General features: G+C 56.5%; 19 protein-coding genes. 16 read left to right on the plus strand and 3 right to left on the minus strand.

Going from position 1 to position 14,696, the window contains the following annotated elements:
• Window positions 1–13: 13 nt before the first annotated feature.
• Window positions 14–910 carry a LysR family transcriptional regulator gene (locus BXY66_RS07750; RefSeq protein ID WP_132859566.1) on the minus strand — a complete coding sequence of 299 codons (897 nt, stop codon included), beginning with the start codon at window positions 908–910 and terminating at the stop codon, window positions 14–16.
• Between the two features lie 104 nt (window positions 911–1,014).
• Here BXY66_RS07750 and BXY66_RS07755 point away from each other — a divergent pair, with 104 nt between their 5' ends.
• The 4 genes from BXY66_RS07755 to BXY66_RS07770 all read left to right on the plus strand — a co-directional run bounded on the left by BXY66_RS07755 (window position 1,015) and on the right by BXY66_RS07770 (window position 3,487).
• Window positions 1,015–1,485 carry an SRPBCC family protein gene (locus BXY66_RS07755; protein ID WP_132859567.1) on the plus strand — a complete coding sequence of 157 codons (471 nt, stop codon included), beginning with the start codon at window positions 1,015–1,017 and terminating at the stop codon, window positions 1,483–1,485.
• Window positions 1,486–1,616: 131 nt separating this feature from the next.
• A complete protein-coding gene (gene fumC, locus BXY66_RS07760; RefSeq protein ID WP_132859568.1) occupies window positions 1,617–3,011 on the plus strand; it encodes a class II fumarate hydratase in 1,395 nt (464 codons plus the stop codon).
• Window positions 3,012–3,095: 84 nt separating this feature from the next.
• Window positions 3,096–3,266, plus strand: coding sequence for a DUF4169 family protein (locus BXY66_RS07765; protein WP_132859569.1), 171 nt, complete (start codon window positions 3,096–3,098; stop codon window positions 3,264–3,266).
• Window positions 3,263–3,487 carry a ribbon-helix-helix domain-containing protein gene (locus tag BXY66_RS07770; RefSeq protein WP_132859570.1) on the plus strand — a complete coding sequence of 75 codons (225 nt, stop codon included), beginning with the start codon at window positions 3,263–3,265 and terminating at the stop codon, window positions 3,485–3,487. The genes BXY66_RS07765 and BXY66_RS07770 overlap by 4 nt, the downstream gene beginning before the upstream one ends.
• Before the next feature lie 23 nt (window positions 3,488–3,510).
• On the opposite strand, the gene BXY66_RS07775 is transcribed toward BXY66_RS07770, so the two are convergent.
• The gene (locus BXY66_RS07775) at window positions 3,511–3,921 is read right to left on the minus strand and encodes a SufE family protein (RefSeq protein ID WP_132859571.1); all 411 of its coding nucleotides are present in this window, start codon (window positions 3,919–3,921) and stop codon (window positions 3,511–3,513) included.
• Window positions 3,922–4,046: 125 nt separating this feature from the next.
• Between BXY66_RS07775 and BXY66_RS07780 the strand changes: the two genes are divergently transcribed.
• The gene (locus BXY66_RS07780; RefSeq protein WP_132859572.1) at window positions 4,047–4,568 is read left to right on the plus strand and encodes a hypothetical protein; all 522 of its coding nucleotides are present in this window, start codon (window positions 4,047–4,049) and stop codon (window positions 4,566–4,568) included.
• Window positions 4,569–4,592: 24 nt separating this feature from the next.
• Here BXY66_RS07780 and BXY66_RS07785 read toward each other — a convergent pair whose 3' ends face one another.
• Window positions 4,593–6,368: a carboxyl transferase domain-containing protein gene (locus BXY66_RS07785; RefSeq protein ID WP_132859573.1), complete on the minus strand. Its 1,776-nt coding sequence runs from the start codon at window positions 6,366–6,368 to the stop codon at window positions 4,593–4,595.
• Between the two features lie 455 nt (window positions 6,369–6,823).
• Here BXY66_RS07785 and BXY66_RS07790 point away from each other — a divergent pair, with 455 nt between their 5' ends.
• The 11 genes from BXY66_RS07790 (at window position 6,824) to BXY66_RS07835 (ending at window position 14,685) form a co-directional block, all read left to right on the plus strand.
• A complete protein-coding gene (locus BXY66_RS07790) occupies window positions 6,824–7,246 on the plus strand; it encodes a DUF6998 domain-containing protein (protein ID WP_132859574.1) in 423 nt (140 codons plus the stop codon).
• On the plus strand, window positions 7,247–8,545 hold the full coding sequence (locus BXY66_RS07795; RefSeq protein WP_132859575.1) for a tyrosine-type recombinase/integrase: 1,299 nt from the start codon (window positions 7,247–7,249) through the stop codon (window positions 8,543–8,545).
• A gap of 169 nt (window positions 8,546–8,714) precedes the next feature.
• The gene (locus BXY66_RS07800; RefSeq protein WP_165929122.1) at window positions 8,715–9,128 is read left to right on the plus strand and encodes a hypothetical protein; all 414 of its coding nucleotides are present in this window, start codon (window positions 8,715–8,717) and stop codon (window positions 9,126–9,128) included.
• Window positions 9,129–9,302: 174 nt separating this feature from the next.
• Window positions 9,303–9,584, plus strand: a complete 282-nt coding sequence (locus tag BXY66_RS07805) for a hypothetical protein (protein ID WP_132859577.1) — start codon at window positions 9,303–9,305, stop codon at window positions 9,582–9,584.
• On the plus strand, window positions 9,584–10,471 hold the full coding sequence (locus BXY66_RS07810; RefSeq protein ID WP_132859578.1) for a DUF7146 domain-containing protein: 888 nt from the start codon (window positions 9,584–9,586) through the stop codon (window positions 10,469–10,471). Before BXY66_RS07805 ends, BXY66_RS07810 begins: the two co-directional genes overlap by 1 nt.
• Entirely contained in the window at window positions 10,468–11,808 is a 1,341-nt protein-coding gene (locus BXY66_RS07815) for an AAA family ATPase (RefSeq protein ID WP_165929123.1), read from the plus strand. Before BXY66_RS07810 ends, BXY66_RS07815 begins: the two co-directional genes overlap by 4 nt.
• 319 nt (window positions 11,809–12,127) lie before the next feature.
• Window positions 12,128–12,454, plus strand: coding sequence for a hypothetical protein (locus BXY66_RS07820; protein WP_132859580.1), 327 nt, complete (start codon window positions 12,128–12,130; stop codon window positions 12,452–12,454).
• Window positions 12,451–13,056 (plus strand): TRM11 family methyltransferase, encoded by a 606-nt coding sequence (locus BXY66_RS20425; protein ID WP_165929124.1) that lies wholly within the window; start codon window positions 12,451–12,453, stop codon window positions 13,054–13,056. Before BXY66_RS07820 ends, BXY66_RS20425 begins: the two co-directional genes overlap by 4 nt.
• Before the next feature lie 23 nt (window positions 13,057–13,079).
• A complete protein-coding gene (locus BXY66_RS20750) occupies window positions 13,080–13,643 on the plus strand; it encodes a ProQ/FINO family protein (protein ID WP_425057067.1) in 564 nt (187 codons plus the stop codon).
• Between the two features lie 107 nt (window positions 13,644–13,750).
• Window positions 13,751–14,086, plus strand: a complete 336-nt coding sequence (locus BXY66_RS07830) for a hypothetical protein (protein ID WP_132859582.1) — start codon at window positions 13,751–13,753, stop codon at window positions 14,084–14,086.
• Complete coding sequence (locus tag BXY66_RS07835) at window positions 14,083–14,685, plus strand: helix-turn-helix domain-containing protein (protein ID WP_132859583.1); 603 nt, start codon at window positions 14,083–14,085, stop codon at window positions 14,683–14,685. Before BXY66_RS07830 ends, BXY66_RS07835 begins: the two co-directional genes overlap by 4 nt.
• The last annotated feature ends 11 nt before the right edge of the window (window positions 14,686–14,696 follow it).

Consider the following 14,696-nt stretch of genomic DNA (forward strand, 5'->3'; position numbering starts at 1 on the left):
ACTTCTTTGTTGTTCAAAGGGCGTTTTGTGCTTCCCCCGAGATCAGTTTTCGCATCGCCCTGATTTCCTGCGCCATGAAGTCGACAAATAAACGTACGCGCATGGTTTTTCGTAGCTCGCCATGCATCAATATCCAGATCCAGCGGTTCAACTCGACTTTTGTTCCCGGCATTTGCACGAAATCGTGATCGCCTAACACACTGCTTACCGGCAGATATCCAAACCCCATTCCAGCGCGGATCATTTCTTTCTGCATAACAACTTCCCGCGCAACGTGGCGCGCGTTTGCCTTTGAATAGGGTGTCTTCGAAGCCCACCTTTGAACGTCATCGGAATCTGTCCACGCAACCCAGTCGAGCCCTGCTCCATCCGGGCCCGACTGCGGGACCTTGTGCTCCAGATACCAAGGGCTGCAATACAGCCCGATCGCGGTTTGCGCGACCTTGCGCCCCACTACGTCATCGGTCACCTCATATGCCACTCGGATCGAAACATCAGCTTCCAATCTGTTGAGATCCTCAAACCGGTTCGTAACTGTAATGTCGAGCTTGATATCAGGATAGGCTTCTGAAAACGCTTGAAAAATCCTTGGAAGCAAATCGAAACCAAGCACTGGTGGAACCGACACTTTCACCGTTCCGTACGCTTCCTGATCCAACCCAAGTACCCGCGCCTTTGCCCCATTCATCGCGTCTTCCGCATTTTCAGCCAATGGCAAAAGGCTTTCTCCGGCCGGCGTCAACGACATGCCGCCACGCGTTCTGTCAAACAAGCGCACCCCATAACTCGCTTCCAGTGCCTTAACGTGACGGTCAACCGTCGCATGTGTTGCCCCCAACGACAAAGCTGCGGCGCGCAAACTCCCTTCCCTCGCAATCGCCAAAAAATAGGGCATTGCAGACCACTCCATAGCCGCACCTCCTGTATCATATTCAATCCACCGCGTCAGAAAACGTACGGTTCCGGACAGAAATATAACCACTTAACTCTTCGTCACAACAGGAGGAGATCAATATGCCAGAAGTATCAGTTCAAACCACGATCAACGCACCGGTCGAGGATGTTTGGAGCGCATGGGATGACTATGCCCATATCGAAAAGTTCAACCCGAACCTGAGCCGTTCTTTTCTGCTGGATGGATCGGAAACAACCGGACTCGGCGCAGAGCGTCAGTGTACCCTGACAGACGGTAAGAATTACATTCAGGAACGGATTGTCGAATACAAACCCCATCAGCGAATGAAGGTGGAGATCTTTGACGGAACTTTTCCGCTCAAGGATAACTACGCCACCATAGACATGCGCCAAACCGGTCCGAACCGCACCGAATTAAACTTCAAAATGGAGTTTGTGCCCAAATACGGCTTATTGGGGCGTCTGATGGTTCCCATGATGAAGCCGCAATTCCGCAAGTTGCTGGGGAAACTCATCGACGCAAACAAGGCTTATGTGGAGCGCGGTGAAGTTGTTGCCCGCGCAGCTTAAGCCCAACGAACACGGGCTGCGACCATTCGCGGCCCGAATTTGGTCCGTGTTAGCGGTATCCCATAGTATACAGTATTGATCTTCCGGCCCCGTACGCTAGAAAGCGCGTGAACGCTATTCCGGAGGTCATGATGGCAGATACCCGCACCGAAACCGACAGCTTTGGCCCGCTAGAGGTTCCTTCCGACAAGTATTGGGGCGCGCAAACTCAGCGCTCGATCATGAACTTCCCGATTGGTTGGGAGAAACAGCCGGTCGCCATCGTCCGCGCCCTTGGGGTGATCAAGCAAGCCTGCGCGATGCAGAACAAAGCGACAGGAAAGCTGGATCCAAAAATCGCGGACGCGGTTATCCAGGCAGCTTCCGAGGTGGTCGCAGGGAAGTTCGACGACAATTTCCCCCTGGTTGTCTGGCAAACCGGATCCGGCACCCAGTCCAACATGAACTCCAACGAAGTTATCGCGAATCGAGCGATCGAAATCCTCGGCGGCGTGATCGGCTCCAAGGACCCAGTGCACCCGAATGACCATTGCAACATGGGTCAATCTTCAAACGATACCTTTCCGACCGCAATGCACATTGCAGCGGCAATGACAGTGCGCGACGTTCTTTTGCCTGGGTTGACCAAGCTGGCAGAAGGCCTTGAAGCAAAGTCTGAAGAGTTCAAGGACATCATCAAAATCGGGCGCACGCACACTCAGGATGCAACCCCTCTCACGCTGGGTCAGGAATTCGGCGGGTATGCCCATCAGATCCGCCAAGGCATCGCCCGTGTTGAAGCTGCGCTGCCAGGCATCTACGAGTTGGCCCAAGGTGGTACTGCGGTTGGCACAGGTCTTAATACCCAAAAGGGTTGGGGCGAAGCTGTGGCGGCCAACATGGCAGAAATCACGGGATTGCCATTCGTGACAGCGCCAAACAAATTTGAAGCTCTGGCCGCACACGATGCCATGGTCTTCATGTCTGGTGCCCTCGCCACCGTCGCCGGAGCAATGTACAAAATTGCTAACGATATTCGCTTCCTCGGCTCCGGTCCCCGCTCCGGACTTGGTGAACTTATCTTGCCTGAGAACGAACCCGGGTCTTCGATTATGCCAGGCAAGGTGAACCCGACACAGGCCGAAGCCATGACTCAGGTTGCCGCGCACGTCATGGGCAACAACGCCGCCATGACCTTTGCCGGTTCGCAAGGACATTTCGAACTGAACGTTTACAACCCGATGATGTCCTACAACCTTTTGCAATCCATGCAGTTGCTAGGCGACGTGGCGGACAGCTTCACAGAACGAATGCTCAACGGCATTCAAGCAAACGAGCCACGGATCGACAAACTGATGAAAGAAAGCCTGATGCTGGTAACAGCACTGGCACCCAGCATCGGTTATGACAACGCAACCAAGGTCGCCAAAACCGCCCACAAGAACGGCACTACCCTGAAAGAAGAAGCCATCGCATTGGGCTTCGTCGACGAAGCGACTTTCGATGCGGTCGTGCGCCCGGAACAGATGATCGGCCCCAAAGACTGATCTCTTGCTGACAGAACGTCACACTTGGGGCGACCTTTGGGTCGCCTCTTTTCATTTGAGCTTTCCTTGTGCCAAACTCGCAGCATGACTGTCGTTAACCTCAACAAATTCCGCAAAGCAAAGGCCCGCGCTGAACAAAAAGCACAGGCAGACGAAAACGCAGCGAAATTCGGGCGCACCAAAGCACAAAAAGCACTGGAGGAGGCCCGCGCGGAAAAAGACAAACGCGACCTCGATGGCAAGGAACGCGAATGACTCGCCCAGTCAAACGCTCTTTGACGCTGCGCGGACACCGGACCAGCGTATCGCTTGAGGACGACTTCTGGCGTGCTTTTCAGGAAATAGCGCGGGAAAAAAATATTGCAACCAACGCGTTAGCTGCTGAAATTGATGCAACTCGTGACTTTGAGGCAGGGCTCGCCACTGCGATCCGGATCTATGTACTCAATCATTACCGCTCGAAAGCAATGGGCTGATATTGTCTGAAACGGCCTCCGTTTCAGCCCGCTTCGCTCGCCACCAAACGTATGCGTTCGATCATCGCCCGAAGTCCGTTGGAGCGCTGCGAACTCAGATGTTCGTTCAACCCGAGCCGTTCCATTTCAGCGCGGGCATCAACGTGAAGTACATCTGCAACAGGCAGGCCATTATAGAGCTTGCGCAGAACGGCAATCAATCCACTGACAATCATGGCGTCAGACGCCCCCTCGAAAGAGAAAATTCCACCTTCGATGTTCGGATGAAGCCAAACCTGGCTGGCGCAGCCGTCGACTTTGGTCGCAGGCACCCGCAACGCTTCGTCCAGCGCGGGCATGTCCTTGCCCTGCTCTATCACATAGCGATAGCGGTCTTCCCAGTCCTCGATGAACTCGAAATCCTCAACGATTTCTTCAAACGCCTCGGTTGCCATAGGCCGGTCTCCTTCTTGCCCAACCGAGTTAAGCCGCTCCGCGGGAAACGTCCACCCTGCCAAAGCCACTTTTCAAGTAGCCTGCGATAGGTTAACCCATGAAATCAAAGAATGAGGCCTAATCGATGCGCACCGCCCTGACTGTTTTGCTGCTGTCCACGTTGACTTTGACTGCGTGCCAGACCCGATTGAATCCATTTAACTGGTTTGGCAGCGACCGCGAAGTTCAGGCGGTCAAGGATGCTGTCGAAGCTGGCGAGGCAAATCCGCTTGTTCCCAATAGCAGCAACACCAACAAGGGTATCTTCTCCAAAAAACCCGCTCCCGTTTATGCAGGTACATTGATCGCGCAGGTGAAATCTGTTCAGGTCCTGCGCGTCACGGAAGGCGCGTTGATCGAAGCAGTAGGCGTATCGAACGTGCATGGCGTCCATTCCCTCAAACTTGATCCGCAAAACGACGGGAAACCGGTCAACGGCGTGCTAACCTACAGCTTCCTTGCAGTGCATCCCAAAGGCGGCTTCACCGGCGGCCCGGAACAGTCGCGCGAAGTTACGGTCGCCCATGTGGTGACGTCTGCGCAACTCTCCGGAGTGAGAACCATACGTGTCGTGGCGGCTCAGAACGCACGGGAAACCCGCCGCTAAGCAAGTTTGAGCCGGAGTTTTACCTTACCAGGCATCAACATATCGCAATGACGGGACGCAGGGGCCGGCCGCGCACAATGCCTTGCCAATCGCGTCCCGGCTATCCGCCGGATCAATAACAGCATCGAACTCCAGCAAACTGGCCGCATTCAAAGCTTTGCCGTTTTCATAAAGCAACGCGACCAACCGCTCGTATTCTTTCTCGCGTTCTACCTGATCACTGATTGCAGCAAGCCGTTCCCTTTGCCCCAGCTTAACCGCGCCTTCCAAGCCCATTGCGCCGACTTCTCCGGTGGGCCACGCACAGCAGAACTGCGGTCGGTCAAATCCACCGCCTGCCATGGCCATTGCCCCGAGTCCGTAAGCCTTTCTTAGAATGATCGTCACCAATGGCTGCGTGAAATGCGCTCCTGCGAGGAACAGGCGCGATACATGCGCCACCTGACCCGTCTTTTCGATCTCCGGCCCAACCATAAATCCGGGAGTGTCACACAATGTAACAACGGGAACGCCCCACGCGTCACAAAGCTGCAAAAAACGCGCGCCCTTATCGGCCGCCGACGCATCAATGGCTCCCCCCAAGTGTAAGGGATTGTTCGCCAAAATCCCAACTGACCGTCCATTGATCCGCGCAAAACCTGTCACCATCCCAACGCCGAAACCGCGCCTGAGCTCTAAAAATCCGGCTTCGTCAACCAGGCTGTTAATCGCGTCTCGCATGTCATAGGCACGCGTTCGGTCGGTCGGGATAACATCCCGCAATCGTTCCGCTTTGGGAGCTTCCAAGGATTCCAAATCCGGCCCGGACATCCCAAGCAATTGCTTTGCCGCAACTACAGCGGCAGCCTCGTCATCAACCAAGCAGTCAATCACGCCGTTTTTGGATTGAACGTCAGACGGGCCTATGTCCCGCGCGTCAACAACGCCCAGACCGCCACCCTCGATCATGGCTGGACCGCCCATTCCGATGAAACTGGCTTGCGTGGCTATGCGAACGTCGCAAACGCCAAAGAGCGCCGCATTTCCCGCGAAGCAAAGGCCTGTCACGATCCCTATCTTCGGACCTTTGTGAGCCGCGAAATGGCGGAACGATGTCACGTTCAGTCCAGCAACCATCATATGTGCGACGTCATAGTCGTTTGGTCGCCCGCCACCGCCTTCCGCAAACAGAACTATTGGAAGATTGTCTCGTCCCGCGACCTCGATCAGCCGGTCCATTTTTCGATGGTGGTTGTAACCTTGCGTTCCTGCCAGGACCGTGTAGTCCACGGCCATTGCAGCAACGGCAGTACCGTTGACTGTTCCTGTACCGCAGATAATCCCATCACCCTGAGTGCGCGCCTGCAACTCGGCGAGGCCGCGTTGCGTGCGCTGTGCTGCCACAGCCAGCGCCCCGTACTCGGTAAAGCTGCCTGCATCTAACAAATCTTCAATATTATTTCGGGCTGTTCGCATCCCTGCGTTGCTACGCTTGGCCACCGCTTCGGGACGCGCGGAATCTTGCAAAAGTGCCATCCGGGTTTCTAGCTCTGCCAGATCTGTCCGCGCCTCAACTTTCCTTGATGGCGCAGTAGTCTCCACCGCTTTCGGTTCATAGCTGATCAGCCGTTCTCCCCCAGCGAGTTCCTGGCCAGCCTGCACATGCACGGTTCTCACGACGCCGCTTTCGGAGGCGCGGATCTCGTGTTGCATCTTCATCAATTCGGTAACGATCAGTACCGTGCCTTTCGCCACCGCCTGACCTTCACGCACCCGCACATCAGAAACGATTGCAGCACTCTCTGCCTTAACAACCTTCATCTACCACTCCCCGAATCCCTGCCCGTGCATTTTTCGATCCCAGAATGCGCGAATGTGCGGGTATGTGGCAAAGCCCTTACCGTGACGTCACAAGGGCAAGAACAACCTTCCTGAGATCAATTTTGCCTGCCAGTTCCGACAGAAACGGAACAGATTTCCAAATTATTATTGTCAGATTGGCAAACAAAAAAGCCCTCAAGTCAGAGACTTAAGGGCTTTTTATGGCTCCGGCGGTAGGGATCGAACCTACGACCAATTGATTAACAGTCCTAGGGCGACTGCCCTCCCATCGGTTGCCCATCGGAGAAAAAACCAAAAAGTCACCTTTAAAACATGACTGACCAATTGATTTTACCTTTACTGTCGGAGTGTGTCGGAGCATGTCGGAGGTCCGAAAACTGCCCTTCCTCTGCCCATCGGGAGGATGGGCAAAACCGAAAACACAGGACTTCCTCATGAAGACAGAAGACAAACTTAAACTTGCCCAAGATACACACGCGCAGTGCATGCGAACCCTCGAAATCCTCGAAGACTATGACGCGAACAGCCCGTTGATGGGAGCAGTCGGAGAACTATGGGCAGAGGTCAATCTGGGTATGACAAAGGCCGAGCGCGGTGCGGAGCACATCGACGGAACAACACCGGACGGTCGACGTTTGCAGGTGAAGGCAAAACGCGCTGGAGCGCATCGCGACAGCGGAACATACGTCACCATGCCCAAGGACACAAAGGCGGACGACTTACTGATTGTATTCGTCGCCGACGATGGAGAGATCACCCGCATAATCGGGCCAGTACCAACCAACCTCTTGCAGCCAAAAGGGCGCGGAAACCGCTGCTACGTCAGCGACATCGTCAAGGCAATTGGGGACAAATGAATGAAATTCGACATCGGAAAACCGCTCGCGATCAGAGCCGCGTTGAAACCCCACGACGACGGAAAGCCCTTCGAAATCAGCGACACGCAGGTCAAAGGCCTCACAGCGCGGGTCAGACGCATCGACGGGCAAATCATCGGCAAGTGGAACTGCCGCATCACCATCGACGGGAAGACCAAACGTATCAGCCTCGGCGATGTGAACGAGATGAGCGGCACAGAGGCCCGACTCGCAGCCATCACCACCAGAGAACAGGCCAGACAGGGTCAGACCATCGTGAGCGCCAGCACAGCAGCCAGAGAGGCCCAACGCGAGGCAGAGGAAGCCGCAGCCAAGGCAGCAGTCGACCAAACCACCCTGCACGACCTGCTGTTCGTCGATGATGGCCAGCGAAAGAGCTACGACACACTCAAGTGGCAGCACCTGAAGTCAGGTGCAGGCGCAGCACGACATGCGAGTAACTTCCTCGCAGACCTGCTGCACAAACCCGCGAAGCAACTCACCAAGTACGATCTGGAGCGGGTTTTCCTACAGAAAGCAGACACAGCACCGCACAGCGCCACCCGAGGGCTCGCGTACGTCCGCCCTGCCCTCATCTTCTTGATGAAGCGCGAATGGGTCCAGCGAGACGTTCTCGATCTGGTCGAAGATTTGAAGGTCAAAACGGTCGCGAGAGAGCGCGTTCTGCAGCCGGTAGAATGGCAAGCCATCTGGTCAGCCACAGGCACCGAACTGTTAAACGCCACACCCGCAGGCCTCGCGGTCAAAACGCTGATGATGACAGGCGCACGGAACCGAGAGGTCGCAGAGATGCGCGTCGATGAACTGCATCTCGACCGAGCCGAGTGGCATCTGCCGACCGACCGAAGCAAAAACGCAGACCCGCACGTCTTCTGCCTGCCCCAGCGAGCGGTCGAGGTGCTGCGTCACACGTTGCAGAAGAAAGAGGACTTCGGGCTCGAGGACAGTGAGTTCGTCTTCACGAACGACGGGATCGCCCCAGTCTGGCTGGGCAGCAAGGTCAAAGCGCAAATCGACAGCCGCAGCGGTGTGACGGAGTGGCGGTTTCATGACCTGCGACGCACGATGGCCACGGAACTCGGCGAACGCGGCATTAGCGGCGAGATTGTGGACATGATGCTGAACCACAGGGCCAGCGCGAGCCGCGGCGGTGTCAAAGGCGTTTACAATCGATCGAAGCTGCTGCCACAGCGCCACGCCGCCGCAGACCGCTGGGGCAATATCACCGACAACTGGATCGACGGGCATACGTCAAACGTGGTCCAAATCGCCGGTTAAACTTTGCTGGAGGGGTGGACAGGACCGAAACGATAGTCAACGATGGGTCATCCGTACCGCCACGCCTCAACCGTAAAATCGGCACTGACGTAACAAACGGTCGGAGACCCTGCTGGCCCAATGACCGCGGCGACCTTGCTCTCACCGGATGGGGGAGAATGCTCGCCGGATGCATCATAGCACAAGTGGAAGATCGACGGACAGCCCTACGAGGCGCGGCACTGACCGCATCGATCTCCCGCTTTTGCCGCGCCTCACAGCAGAGACGATGACCCAACCATCCGAACTCAAGTACCTATTCAACGACCTGCCACTCTGGTGTTCGATTGACCATGTCTGCATGGCGGTAAATCGCGCAGTCCCGCGCACCGAAGGACTGGTCAAAATCGACATGCGCCACGGCCTCGGCCAGAACGTCCAGCGCAAACGCCTCGGTCGCAATTTGTACTACGACCGAGCAGACCTGATCCACTACATCGAAGCGCTGCTAGATAGCATGGAACCCGTCGACGGTCTGGACCCAGAAATGGCGGCACTGGCGAAGAAAGCGTCCGATGCGCTCGCTGAACGGGGTGCAGCATGACGTGCGCCTCCAACCGCCCCGCAATCACTGGCCAGAAGGCCCCAAAAAAATGACCGCGCCTGACAGGACCAGACGCGGACAAAAAACCGAAAACTACGGCTTCAGGAAGCCGAGGTTAGCTTACCGCATCAGTCCTGTCAGGTCCAGCGGCACCCGCATCAGGGAGCCATGAGAATGGATCAGATGAAACCGGATCAACAGTCCGACACGACACAACAAGGGCCCGTACCGGATCAGCCGTCGCAGATGGGCTGCGAAGGGGCAGAATCTGCCAAGATCGCAGCGATGGTGCCCATGAGCGACCAGCGCACCCGATACATCGAGGAAGTCGCCAGACGAACCAGAAAAGTGGTCGCCGCAACAAAACGGAGTGAAGACACCATCGAACTGGTCAAACAACTGTACGCAATCGCACCAAGAACCTCCGGTGGCGGTGGAATGCCAGAGGACAACTGATGCGTGACAGGAACCTAACCCCAGAGGAACTGACCCAAGCCCTCGGCGGAGAGTGGCGCGGCAATGTCGGTCGCGCCCCATGTCCAGCCCACGACGGCACGGACAACAACCTCGTCATCAGCCATGGCAACAACGGCATCGTCATGTACTGCCACAGCCACGGCTGCGATTTCCGCGACATCACAAACGAACTCCGCAACCGCGGACTGTGGTCAGGAAAACCAGACGACAACTGGACGCCCCCCAGCCCTGCGCAGCGCGCCGAGAACAGGCGACGCCAAGCCCAACACGAGGCACAGAGGGTCGCCAAGGCCAAAGAGCAATGGGCGGGCAGTCAGCGGCTGGATGGCACGCTGGGCGATCGCTACCTGAACCGCACCAGAGGACGGGATGGTCGCGGCATCCTCGACCTGCGGTTTCACCCCCGCATCTTCTACAGCCAAGCCGAGTGGGCCCCCGCCATGATCGCCGCGGTCAGAAACGTGGTCACAGGCCAATTCCAAGGCGTCCATCGCACCTTTCTGAACGATGATGGCACAAAGCACGCCAATGCCCGTACGGTCAAAGGCATCGCTCACCACGGAGCCATCATGTTGGACCCGTTTGATGCGGTCACAACCGGACTGTCGATCTGCGAAGGCATCGAAGATGGGCTGGCCATCAGAAAACACCAGACTCCGGTGTGGGCCATGCTCAACAAAAACAACATCGCCGAACTGCCGGTGTTGAACGGCATCGAACACCTGACCATCTTTGCAGATCGCGACGCCGATGAAGGCGGTCTGAATGCCGCCAAGATGTGTCGCAGGCGATGGCAGGACGCCAGTGTCGAGGTGTCCGTCCTCCTGCCGATCGGCGGCAAGGACGCAGACGAGGTACTGGCATGAGCGACATCAACGAGAACTTCGAGCCGGTGCCAGACGATGAGCCGACCAAAGGACCCCAGGTCAACGGAACAGGTCAACAAAACAACGGTCAAAGCCACCAAGGCGACGCCGGTGGTCAGAGGGAGGGCTGGACTGAGGCGCTGATTGCGGAGCGCACCTTCACAATCGGCCCTCCATTCCCAAAACGACGCCAACTGGTCTACGGCAACTTTGCCGCTCGAAAGCGAGTTACCGTGATCGGTGGCACAAGCGGCATAGGCAAGACGGCAATGATCTCGGCTTTGTCTGCAGACATGGCATCGGCGGGGGCGCTAACAAAAACACCGTGCCCCGAGGGTCCACTGAATGTCATCTCCATCAATACCGAAGATGACACCGAAGAAGTGGATCGCTCCCTGAACGCAACATGCGTGGGAAACGACATCACCAAAGCGCACATAGGCGACAGGATCGTTGCAATCGGTCGGGACAAACTGCTCACCGCTCCCATGGCCGTCGCGGGGAGTGAAAGGGCACCAACGCTCAACACTTCATTCTTCAAGAGCCTCTCCGACCTGATCGAAAAGTCCGGTGCGGATGTGCTGATCATCGATCCGATCGCAGGGCTCACAGGCGCGGTCGAGTTTACCCCGGGCGTGATGAACTTACTGCTGCGCGCCTTCATTGACATGGCCATCAGGCAAAACATCGCCATCATCGTGGTCGCCCACACCAGAAAAAAGCAGGGCATCAGTTCCAATAACGATGACGCAGAAGACCTTTCCGGAGGCAAAACGCAACAGAACGCCGCGCGGTGCGTAATCATGGCGAGGCCGATAACCGAAAAGGAGGCAACCGCTTTCCGTCTCGACAAAGATGAGATGCGCAAACTGGTCAGAGCCACAGTTCGAAAAACCAACATCGGCATCGAGGGCGCGACACTGTGGTGGGAAAAGAAAACCACCATGCTCACCGACGACGATGGCGAATACGAGATGAACTACGTCTCGCCGTGGTCGCCGCCGTTTGTTTCAGAAAACGCAGACACCCGCATCTGGCCGGAACTCAAGTCACGGCTGCAGAGCGACTTCATCTACGGTTCACTCAGAAGCAAAACTGAACCAAGGCTCGACAAACTCATCCAAGAAATTGCTGACACGGCTGGTCTGGCAATGGACGCCAAAAAGGTCGCCGAGGCGATGATCAAATCCAAATGGATTGAGATCGAAGATCACAAGCCTGAAGGGAAGAAATCACCTGCCAAACGAGCGGTGGTCGGGAGTGGTGATCCTGACCATCAGACGCAAAATCAGCCCGATGATGAGGCGGCTGACCATGGTCAGGAGTTCACAGCATGAGGGCCATCGAAAAACTCTTCAAAAAAAAGGAAAATGCGCCCGACCATCATCATCCCCCTCTAAGGATGGTCATGATGGTCAGGAGGTCCCCAATTCGGAGGGATTGTCTGTCTGAAAGAGGCAGACAGACAAACCTCCAAACCGACGACCAAAGGGACCCGAAGCAGACCTTCAGGACCACCGCCCGACCTTATGGTCAGGATGGTCAGGAGGGCACCGCCACCACGCCCTTTCAAGTGGGGGGCAAGGTGGGGGTCTCAGGTGTGGGGGTGTGCAAAACCACACCACCCAAAAACAAACAAACAGGAGAACTGAACTCATGAACACACTGACAGCCGAAGACCAAGAGACCCACCGGCAACTGGTCGAGCAAATCGCACTCAAGCTGCAACTCCTCGCCAACCTGATGGCCAATGTCTGCGAACAGCAGACGATCGAACTGCCGGACATACCGCTGTCGATCGAATGGAAAAGCAAAAGCGAAGGCAACGGCATCGATAAGGTCTTCATCGAGGCACTCACCGACATCCACAGCTACATCGCAGGCTTCGAAAAGGGACAAGAGGCTGACTGGGGCATCAAAGTGGTCAACTTTTGGATCGGTCATGACGAGGATGACCCCGAGGAAAAACGGGTGCTGCAATGACCCAAGCCCGCGGCCTCTTCACATCGACCGGCAATGTGTCCCGCCAGACGACGGCGCGTAAAAAGGATGACTTCTACCCGACGCCGCCAGAAGCCACCGCCGCACTCATGGCCGCAGAAGCAAAAGACATCCGACACCATGCACCGTGGGTGATCTGGGAGCCATGTGTCGGCAACGGTGCCATGGCCGAGGTCATCCGAAACATGGGCTTCACAGTGATCGGATCAGACCTGCACACCCGGTGGCCAGAAACGGAGAACTTCATCCAGCGGGACATCTTCGACTGGGAAGCCCGACCGGCAGACGCAGTGATCACCAACCCGCCCTTCAATCTCATGTCCAAGCGCGACGGCACCGCGCCGTTCTTCACCCACCTGATGCAACTCGGTGTGCCCTACATCGCCATGCTGCTCGGTGCACAATGGCCTTACGCCCAAAACCGCAAGTGGCTGCACGACACCATGCCCATGTCGCGCATCTACCCCATCCGGTGGCGGCTGCAATGGTCAGAAGGCAAAAACCCACCACAAAGCCACAACTGGGTGGTCTGGGACAGGAACCACCACGGCCCAACCGAACTGCACTTCCTCGACAAACCATGACCGAAAGCAAGAGAACTGAACGCATGACCGCAATCATCGAACGACGTCTCCGCAAGAAGCTGGTCAAACCGACCCAACCCGCCACTGTCCGCCGCCAGAGCAGGGCTCTGGGCGTTTCCGCGGTCAAGGTCACACAGAAGACCTCTGACGCGCCCCAGAGCGTGCAAAAGCGCACCTGCAAGAATGGGCCAACAACCCTCGACAAACTGCAGGCAAAATGGCCCAAGGTGTTCCAGTTGTCAGCGCCCCTGCCCCTCGCCCTCGGCATCCACGAGGATATCGCCAAACATCTTTGCGATGAGGTCCCGATGAAAAAATCCGATCGACATTGGGATAGCGGACCAACCAGCGCAAGTACCGGAGCTCCAGAATCGAAGCGGCATGACCTGAACGGCAATCCGGTTTGCGAGGTCGATGAGGATCAACGGGCATGGGCCAAAAGCAAACTGAACAAGCCCGCTGATCGTCAATCAACTGGTCAGGTCAAAATCAACAGGAAAAGGCGCAGAATGACCCAAAGCAGACATAGATGGGCTGAGAGTGGGCAGTCTCCCCGTCATCCCATGCGCGGTGAGGGCAAATTTTGAAAGCCGCAATCCGGTTCGGATTTGGGCGCGAAACAGCATGACGAAGGGACGCGCGCGCGGCCACCATACAGACCACTCCGCGGTGGTCAAAAGCAGGAGGAAAACACATGGCAGGACACCACCGATCAAACTCCGTTAAAGCGGGTAGACAAAAGCCGCACCAGTTCGTTCTCAAGCGCCTTTGGGCAGGCACACATGAGGAATGCTACAATGCTGCGATAGAACTCCCCGACCTCGCTGGCGTGCCAGAGTCATTCGAGGGCGTGGGAGACACGGCAGGAGTCGCGATTGACCATCTGATGCAACAGGTCACGGAACACGGCTACGGCGGGCAGCGGTTTTACATGGCGGGCACGTTCGAGGCCCCGACCGCAGAAGCCGATCGCGTACCAATGACGGACCCGTTCGATGAGCCGTTTGAGGACGAGGACGTGGACATATGACCAAGAAGAAAAAACTCCCTGCGAAAAAGGAGCCGGATAATGCACCTAAGGCGAAAAAGCACAAAGGCGGTAATCCAGCGTACGACCCCGAGCCCAACTGCGAGATGGTCCGTACTCTGGCGACCAAGGGCCTCTCCCGCGTATCAATCGCGGATCAGGTCGGTATCGGCGAAACAACGCTGTACAAATATCACAACGAAGACCTGCGCCTTGGTGACGGTGACCACGAAAGTCTGCACCTCGGCAATGTGAACGCCTTATCCCAACTCAAAACCAACCCCAACGTCGCTTTGCGAGCGTCAATCTGGGCCCTCGAACGCCGCCACGGCTACGGCGCGACGGTCAACGTCAATATCAACAACCAGACACCGGAGGAACGTGAGGAAGAACTAAAGGCTTTGAAAGAGGAAGCAGACCGAAAACTCGAACCGTATCTGCGTCTCGACCGAACGGTGGATTTCGATTTCTGGATGGAGCAACTCGACCGCGCCGAAGCCGAGGGCCTGTTTAAAGGCGACAAGGAGGCGTTCGTGAAGCGGTTGGCCACAATCAAAACGCAGCCGGATACAATCGAGGGCAAAGCAGAAAGTGTAGAGTGAAGCTTCGCCCC

Origin of the sequence: Shimia isoporae (genome assembly GCF_004346865.1) — a bacterium.
GTDB classification, from domain to species: Bacteria; Pseudomonadota; Alphaproteobacteria; order Rhodobacterales; family Rhodobacteraceae; genus Shimia; species Shimia isoporae.

Bases quoted from the DNA above. Each gene is read 5' to 3' on its own strand.
- BXY66_RS07795 (WP_132859575.1), top strand. From the start codon at position 7,247: ATGAAATTCGACATCGGAAAACCGCTCGCGATCAGAGCCGCGTTGAAA.
- BXY66_RS07805 (WP_132859577.1), top strand. From the start codon at position 9,303: ATGGATCAGATGAAACCGGATCAACAGTCCGACACGACACAACAAGGG.
- BXY66_RS07755 (WP_132859567.1), top strand. From the start codon at position 1,015: ATGCCAGAAGTATCAGTTCAAACCACGATCAACGCACCGGTCGAGGAT.
- BXY66_RS07835 (WP_132859583.1), top strand. From the start codon at position 14,083: ATGACCAAGAAGAAAAAACTCCCTGCGAAAAAGGAGCCGGATAATGCA.
- BXY66_RS07785 (WP_132859573.1), bottom strand. From the start codon at position 6,368: ATGAAGGTTGTTAAGGCAGAGAGTGCTGCAATCGTTTCTGATGTGCGG.
- BXY66_RS07765 (WP_132859569.1), top strand. From the start codon at position 3,096: ATGACTGTCGTTAACCTCAACAAATTCCGCAAAGCAAAGGCCCGCGCT.
- BXY66_RS07815 (WP_165929123.1), top strand. From the start codon at position 10,468: ATGAGCGACATCAACGAGAACTTCGAGCCGGTGCCAGACGATGAGCCG.
- BXY66_RS07790 (WP_132859574.1), top strand. From the start codon at position 6,824: ATGAAGACAGAAGACAAACTTAAACTTGCCCAAGATACACACGCGCAG.
- BXY66_RS07800 (WP_165929122.1), top strand. From the start codon at position 8,715: ATGCATCATAGCACAAGTGGAAGATCGACGGACAGCCCTACGAGGCGC.
- BXY66_RS07820 (WP_132859580.1), top strand. From the start codon at position 12,128: ATGAACACACTGACAGCCGAAGACCAAGAGACCCACCGGCAACTGGTC.
- BXY66_RS07750 (WP_132859566.1), bottom strand. From the start codon at position 910: ATGGAGTGGTCTGCAATGCCCTATTTTTTGGCGATTGCGAGGGAAGGG.
- BXY66_RS20750 (WP_425057067.1), top strand. From the start codon at position 13,080: ATGACCGCAATCATCGAACGACGTCTCCGCAAGAAGCTGGTCAAACCG.
- BXY66_RS07780 (WP_132859572.1), top strand. From the start codon at position 4,047: ATGCGCACCGCCCTGACTGTTTTGCTGCTGTCCACGTTGACTTTGACT.
- BXY66_RS20425 (WP_165929124.1), top strand. From the start codon at position 12,451: ATGACCCAAGCCCGCGGCCTCTTCACATCGACCGGCAATGTGTCCCGC.
- fumC (WP_132859568.1), top strand. From the start codon at position 1,617: ATGGCAGATACCCGCACCGAAACCGACAGCTTTGGCCCGCTAGAGGTT.
- BXY66_RS07775 (WP_132859571.1), bottom strand. From the start codon at position 3,921: ATGGCAACCGAGGCGTTTGAAGAAATCGTTGAGGATTTCGAGTTCATC.
- BXY66_RS07770 (WP_132859570.1), top strand. From the start codon at position 3,263: ATGACTCGCCCAGTCAAACGCTCTTTGACGCTGCGCGGACACCGGACC.
- BXY66_RS07810 (WP_132859578.1), top strand. From the start codon at position 9,584: ATGCGTGACAGGAACCTAACCCCAGAGGAACTGACCCAAGCCCTCGGC.
- BXY66_RS07830 (WP_132859582.1), top strand. From the start codon at position 13,751: ATGGCAGGACACCACCGATCAAACTCCGTTAAAGCGGGTAGACAAAAG.